At 32.3% G+C, this 7,295-nt stretch carries 8 protein-coding genes; all 8 read right to left on the bottom strand.

Features of this window, described 5'->3' with window-relative positions; translation table 11 throughout:
- A partial coding sequence (locus ACZQCL_RS00625; RefSeq protein ID WP_482481502.1) for a CDP-glycerol glycerophosphotransferase family protein occupies nt 1-182 on the bottom strand: 182 nt, incomplete at its 3' end.
- Nucleotides 183-199: 17 nt separating this feature from the next.
- The gene (locus ACZQCL_RS00620; protein ID WP_482481500.1) at nt 200-2,437 is read right to left on the bottom strand and encodes a CDP-glycerol:glycerophosphate glycerophosphotransferase; all 2,238 of its coding nucleotides are present in this window, start codon (nt 2,435-2,437) and stop codon (nt 200-202) included.
- A gap of 1 nt (nt 2,438) precedes the next feature.
- On the bottom strand, nt 2,439-2,825 hold the full coding sequence (gene tagD / locus ACZQCL_RS00615) for a glycerol-3-phosphate cytidylyltransferase (protein WP_040466417.1): 387 nt from the start codon (nt 2,823-2,825) through the stop codon (nt 2,439-2,441).
- Nucleotides 2,826-2,906: 81 nt separating this feature from the next.
- Nucleotides 2,907-3,725, bottom strand: coding sequence for an ABC transporter ATP-binding protein (locus tag ACZQCL_RS00610; RefSeq protein ID WP_154555299.1), 819 nt, complete (start codon nt 3,723-3,725; stop codon nt 2,907-2,909).
- Between the two features lie 10 nt (nt 3,726-3,735).
- Nucleotides 3,736-4,566, bottom strand: a complete 831-nt coding sequence (locus ACZQCL_RS00605) for an ABC transporter permease (protein ID WP_154555298.1) — start codon at nt 4,564-4,566, stop codon at nt 3,736-3,738.
- A gap of 143 nt (nt 4,567-4,709) precedes the next feature.
- Nucleotides 4,710-5,057: a DNA-directed RNA polymerase subunit delta gene (gene rpoE, locus ACZQCL_RS00600; protein ID WP_117924481.1), complete on the bottom strand. Its 348-nt coding sequence runs from the start codon at nt 5,055-5,057 to the stop codon at nt 4,710-4,712.
- Between the two features lie 25 nt (nt 5,058-5,082).
- The gene (argS, locus tag ACZQCL_RS00595; RefSeq protein ID WP_118114414.1) at nt 5,083-6,717 is read right to left on the bottom strand and encodes an arginine--tRNA ligase; all 1,635 of its coding nucleotides are present in this window, start codon (nt 6,715-6,717) and stop codon (nt 5,083-5,085) included.
- Nucleotides 6,704-7,090 (bottom strand): DUF1934 family protein, encoded by a 387-nt coding sequence (locus tag ACZQCL_RS00590; RefSeq protein WP_227993734.1) that lies wholly within the window; start codon nt 7,088-7,090, stop codon nt 6,704-6,706. Before ACZQCL_RS00590 ends, argS begins: the two co-directional genes overlap by 14 nt.
- Nucleotides 7,091-7,295 lie beyond the last annotated feature (205 nt).

Below are 7,295 nucleotides of genomic sequence, written 5' to 3'. Positions count from 1 at the left end.
CTTGGATCTTGTCTCATCTGTTCATAAATAGCTTTAGGATTATCCGAATAGCCACGACCATGGAACGATATAAATATGGCAAGCTTATCATCTACTTTAAATAAACGATAGGTTAATTTATATGCCAAGCGAATGCACTTTCCTGCAAACTTTTTAAATGGTCTTAAAAGCTTTATCAACATGGCTATCCTCTCCTTTTTTACTTAAATACTTCTTCTACAATATGCTTTGACGCATTTCCATCGTCGTAGCAACAGAAACGTTTGTAGAATTCTTCGTAACGTTCTTTATATTCTTCATTTATTTGATCAATATTCAAAATCGCATCTACGACTTCTTCACTCGTATACAATAGTGGACCAGGAACTTCTGTATTCATATCAATATAGAATCCACGTAACTGATTCTTATACTTTTCAATATCATATGTATAGAAAAGTACTGGTCGTTTCAAGTTCGCAAAGTCAAAGAATACACTTGAGTAATCCGTGATACAAATATCACTGATCAAATAGATTTCACTGATATCATCATATTTACTTAAATTGTACACAAAGCCTTCAAGACCTGTTGTATCAATGTTATCTGCGATATAGTGGTGTGTTCTTAATAAAACAACATATTCATCCGATAATTTTTCCATCATCAACTTCAAATCTAAAGCCAACGTAAATTTGTACTCCCCTTTTCCATAGTGCTCATCATCACGCCATGTCGGAGCATATAAAATTGTTTTCTTATCTTCTGGAATACCTAGTTTCTTTCTTAGGTCTTTGGCAATTTCATCTTTGTTTGGCCAATATAAAATATCATTTCTTGGATATCCATATTCAAGCATCTTGCCTTCATACATAAAACAGCTTCTAAATGTTTTCGTACTAAAAGGATTGGCACTCACCAAATAATCCCATTCTTGTCTTTGACGATAGAACTGCTGTTTATATTTTGGTGATGCAGAAGTTACTTCTTCTTGATCAAATACAAGACGTTTCAATGGTGTGCCATGCCAAGTTTCAACAAATACTTGTCCTTCTCTTTTGCGATACCACAATGGTTGTCTTACATTAAATACAAAATATTTACTTACAGCTAAATAATAAGCATATTTGAATGAAAAACGTTTTACGACTTCCGCTCCATAAGGAACTTCATGACCATCATTCAATGCCCATACACATTTGTATTTTCCTGGATAATTTTTGGCAATGTATTCATAAATATATTTTGGGCTGTCCGAATAGTTTTTAGCCATAAATGTCTCAAACAGAATCACATTATCTTGAATTGGTTTTTTTGAATAAATGTGATAATAAGCTAATTTAAATAATACATTCTTATTTTTGAAGACTCTAAAGATTTTTTTAATTCCTAATTTTCTTCGAACGCAGCTTTGTACTCCCTTTAAATCACGATTCTGTAAACAAGCCACCATCTTTTTCGAATTACGCTTATATCGATTCATCACTTCTGGACGAATGCCATCGATTGTTTTAGCAATTCTTTCAAAATAGTCTGTACGCCATAGATCATCTTGGCTGCGACGGATTCGTTTAGACATTTTAGATACAAAGTAAGATACAATTTTACGATCTAAACAAAAACGCACAACACCCTCTTCTTTTAAAAGTGTTCGTGTATATTCAACCGCATCACATCTTTCATTAAAACGATTGTCATTTTCTTCCTGACTCAAAGCAGGTTCATTGATTGGGTCATTGTGTTTACGTTTTACATAAATCGCATCTTCCACTCTTAAAGCTGTATTTAGCTTTTCTAATAGAGGACACATAAATGTCATATCACTGTAATATCTGAAGTTCTCATTAAATTTAAAATTATTTCGAACGACAAAATCACGATTATACAAATTGCCTAATACAGTAAAAGTTCGGATACCTCTACGATTGTCCATTGTATAGAAAATAGCCTGAGCTTGCTGCTCATCTTTTTCATAGGATGCGAATGAAACAAAATCAGAAAGCTTATTTAAACGACGCTGCTCCCTTTCTTCTTGATCTTCTTCATCTACTTCTTTATTTTCTACTTTATGAAGATAGTTAGCCTTGTTGTTCCAAGTATGATTCAATACACCATTAACCATATCTACATCATGATCCATAGCTTTGATCATATTTTGAAGAGTATCTTCTAAAACATAGTCATCGCTATCTAAAAAGTAAAGGTAGGCACCTTTAGCTTGTTGAATCCCAACATTTCGACATGCAGCTACACCTGTCACACCTTCTGGCAATGTATAAATGCGCATATCAAAAATAGAATTATATTCTTCTAGTAAATCGTCAATATCTTCTGTTGGATGATCTAATACAACAATCAATTCAAAATCTTTAAATGTACTTTGTGCTAAGTTTTGTAGACATTCTTTAAAGTAATGTTTGTACTTAAAAAAAGGAAGGATAATACTGATAGTACGCATATTAACCCTTCAATTCCTCTTTCAGCTGTGTTGTACTGATACCCTCAGTTCTTGGTAAATAAACAACTTCACAATAATCCTTTAAGAAATCAAATTTTCCTTTCCAATCATCACCCATGACGAATACATCTACATTATATTTTTTAACATCTTCGATTTTTTGTTCCCAGCTTGTTTCTGGGATTACCTTATCGACATATTTAATAGCTTCTACAATCTTCATACGATCTGTATCTTTGATCTTACAAACTTTATTTTTACCCAAATTAAACTCATCACTACTTACCGCTACAATTAAATAATCCCCTAATTCTTTTGCACGGCGTAATAAATTTAAATGGCCTACATGAAATAAATCAAAAGTTCCATATGTTATTACTGTTTTCATGAGTTATAAACCTCCCTATATAAACACTGTAATTGTAAACTATTTTTGATAAATTGAAAAGGAGTCACTAAAACTCCTTTATTAACCAAATAATTTTGCGATGCCCTTCTTTTCTTTTTTAGGTAATAATCGCTTCTCAAATTTTTCATCCAAGAATTTTTTCTTTTCTTTTTTACTCATAGCCTCTAACTTATCCACATAAACCGAATAATCATCACAAACCTTGTCAATATCTCCCATTTCAACAAGTTGCCCACCTTCGATCCACATTCCTGTTTTACAGAATTCACGAACCTGACTTAACGAGTGAGAAATAAAGAAGATTGTTTTTCCTTCTTCATCTCTTAATTTCATCATTCGTTTCATACATTTCTTCGCAAAACCTTTATCACCAACACTTAATGCTTCATCGACAATAAAGATATCTGGATTTAATGCGAGTGAAATGGAGAAGCCTAAACGTGATTTCATACCTGATGAATATTTTTTAACTGGTTGATATAAGAAATCACCTAATTCTGCAAAATCAATGACATCATTCGTGATTTCCTGGATACGTTTCTTTCTTAATCCCATCAAAGCTCCTTTAACGTTGATGTTTTCAAGTCCTGTTAATTGTTGGTTCAATCCTGTGTTAATAGCAATCAATGCTTGTTCTCCATTAATTTTCATCGTACCACTATTGATTTCAGAAATTCCTGACAACAACAAAGATAAAGTTGATTTACCAGAACCATTGGTTCCCAAAATTCCAACAACATCACCTTTTTTCACTTTGAAAGATACATCTTTTAAGGCATAGAACTCTTTTTTATCTGTTTTATATTGATTGTTTTTATTTCTTAAAGTATAGATTTTTGAAATATTTTCGACTTCAACAGCATATTCTTCTTTAGACATAAAAGCCTCCTTAAATCATATCAATGAATTTCTTTTTGAAGGTATACATCAAAAAGCATCCTAGCGCAAAAATCGCAAAAACTAAACACCAGAAATAAAGTGTAATTGCAGGATGATCAAAAACATTTCTTCCATAGAATACAGCATCTCTATATCCTTGAATAATATAATAAACTGGATTTACCTTTACAAGCTTATTTAGAATACTCGCAAATGGAACATCTGGTTTAAAATGACAATCCCATAAGATTGGAGAAAAATACATCAACATACGCATGATTGAAGAAATAAATTTCTTTACATCACGCCACAACATAGTAAGCACAGATAATACAAGTGAAATTGCTTCTCCAAGCATAAATGCACAGAACATATAATAGATGATCCATAACCAATTTAGATTTGGATACCACCCACTTAAAATTAAAGTGACAAATGTGATAATCAACATCACAAAGTGATTAAACAATTCTTTTAAACAAACGGTTGCCGGTAAAACAGATACAGGAAACTTCATTCTTGTGATGACATTTGTTTTTGAGAATACCGCAGAACACCCATCTACAATGCATGGACGGATATACCACCATACACTAAATGCCACAACAAGCCATGGTAAATATTCTACAGTGATGCCTCTGTATGTCTGAGCTTTTCTTCCCCAGGCAATACCAAACACTAGCCAATATGTGAAAACTTGGATAGCGGGAGAGGCAAAGTTCCAAAAAATACCAAATTTTGAATCTCGCATATCTGACAACAATTCATATTTTGCAATACAGAAAATACGATAAACATTTGAAAAATTCTCTTTTATAACATATGAAATGCTTTTAAACATATAAAAATTCTCCTTAACAACTTCTAGTTTATCAAATTTTTCATAGAAAAAAAATCTGCATGACGCAGATTTTCTTGCATTCCTTCTCCTTTCCACTTTAATTCTAACAATTCAAAGTGAATTTATTGTGAAAAGAGCGCTTTTTATTCGTTTTCTTCTTCGTCCATTTCTTTTTCTACTTCATCTAATTCATCTTCAATCAATTCTGAATCTTCTTCATCCTCATCATCTTCATCGATTGCGATAGAATCTGTATCCATAACACTTTCTGAATACGTGTGACGTGAACGCAAATCCCAAGTATTTTGTGACATGTTCAAGAAACGTCCGTCTAAAGATAAATCTGTATAAAATTGAGCAATATTATCTTCAAACTGCGTTTGATTAAATCCCATTTCCTGACTTACATCTTTCCAAAGATCAACAAATGGCATAGATCCATTATTATTTGTCAATACTTGATATGCAACTTCAATCATAGACTTTTTCATAATTCAATAAAACTCCTCTTAATACTTACATTGATTCAACGGCTTCAACACCAATACATTCTAATGCGTTGGCCAAAACAATTTGTGTTGCCTTTACTAAAGCTAGACGTTGTGCGCTTAGTTCTAAATTATCACGATCTACAACTTTACATGCGTTATAGAAACTGTGGAACTTACTAGCTAAATTTTGAATATAGTGACACATTTTGTGAACTTGACGAGATTGAGCAGTTTCAACGATTACTTTATTGAATTCTTGTAAAGACTTCATTAATTCAATTTCTTTTTCGTTTGTCAAATCTTCAAAACTTGTTGCCAATTCAATATCCTGTGCCTGTTTTTGAATAGAACACATACGAGCATGAGCATATTGTGCATAGTAAACTGGGTTTTCATTTGATTTCTTAGTTGCCAATTCAATATCGAAATCTAAATGTGAATCCAATGCACGTTGTACAAAGAAATAACGAGCTGCATCAACACCTACTTTATCGCATAGTTCATTAATTGTTGTTGCGTTTCCTAAACGTTTTGACATCTTCATTTCTTCACCATTTGATACTAAACGAACCATCTGGATAATATCAACATGCAATTTATCTGCATCATTTCCTAATGCTGTCATACTTGCTTTTAAACGAGGAATATATCCATGGTGATCCGCTCCAAAGAAGTCAACCAACATGTCAAATCCACGTTGACATTTATCGTTGTGATATGCGATATCTGGAACTAAATATGTTAATGAACCATCTTGTTTTCTTAAAACACGATCTTTGTCATCTCCAAATTTGGTAGTTTCAAACCACAATGCTCCATCTTTTTCGTATACATATCCTTTTTCGTTTAATTCATTGATAGCTGCTTCTACTTTACCAGCATCACGAATGCTTTGTTCACTTGACCAAACATCAAAGTGTACACGATAACGATCTAAGTCTTTTCTAATTTTATCTAATTCAAATTTGATTCCTTCTTTTCTGAAGAATTTCAAATTCTCTTCTGTTGGTTCTAAGTATGTTTGTGGATATTCTTTCGCCAATTCATATCCTTTTTCTTCAACATCCTTACCCATGTATCCGTCCTGACCAATTTCAGTTGGAATTCCTTGTGCCTGACGATAACGAGCATTTAATGATAATGCTAAGTTTGTGATCTGATTACCAGCATCATTCACATAGTATTCACGAGTTACATCGTATCCAGCTTTTTTCATGATACGAGCACAACTATCTCCCCATGCAGCTCCACGAGCATGTCCTAAGTGTAATGATCCAGTTGGATTGGCACTAACATATTCCAAATCCACTTTAATGCCGTTAGCTGGCTGTTGTCCATAGTTTTCTTTCTGAGCTAACACTTCAGAAATAACTGTACTAAAACGGTCTTTTGATAATGTAAAGTTCAAGAAGCCAGGTCCTGCAATTTCTACATTAGAAACCATTTCCAATGAGAATGCATCTAATATACTTTGTGCAATCATTCTTGGATTCTGGTGTAATTGACGAGTTAATTGCATCGCAACATTACTTGAGAAATCACCGTGATCTTTATTTTTTGGTGTTTCAACCACAATGTTTTGTACATCTAAATCTAAATCAAATGCTTTTTTTACTGCATTTTGAATGGCCTGCTTTAATTCAACTTCAATTGACTGCATATGTATCCTCCTTATTTATATATAGTACAAAGTGAAATTCTTGTTTTTCATTCCCTTGTATAAGACTGTATTTAACTTCTACACAATTTTCATCTACATCATAATGACTTGTATGACAATCCAAATCTATTTTTCCAAATTCAGTTTCTATGTGACCTTTTGTTTGACTATTTAAACGTAGTGTCAAATTCACAATAATATCCGATTCACTACGAATTACCAATCCTTTTTTCCAAATTCTCCATTCGAAATGATGTGTATCATTATTAAAAGAAACTAATAGACCTTCATTACCAGAAAAATCAATCTTAGCCTCTCCTTTATACAATGTTTGATTCGAAATTTTATCAAATAAATGTACCTGATTTGTCATAGCTAGTGCATAATATCACACTCTGATTTTTTTGCAAGAAAATTTATTAAAAAACATAACAATTTAATGAAAATATATCAAAATTAATCTAAAATTCTCCTTTTTTTATAAAATTATACTATTTTTTCACAAGTGAAAACGGTAACACATCACATGTTACCGTAGTTTTTAAAGTATTTCTTTTGGAAAATAAATACGCTTATTT

The sequence above is a fragment of the Holdemanella sp. genome (assembly GCF_056804935.1).
Note: the sequence above shows the minus strand (reverse complement) of the source record. Positions and strands in the feature narration are given on the sequence as shown.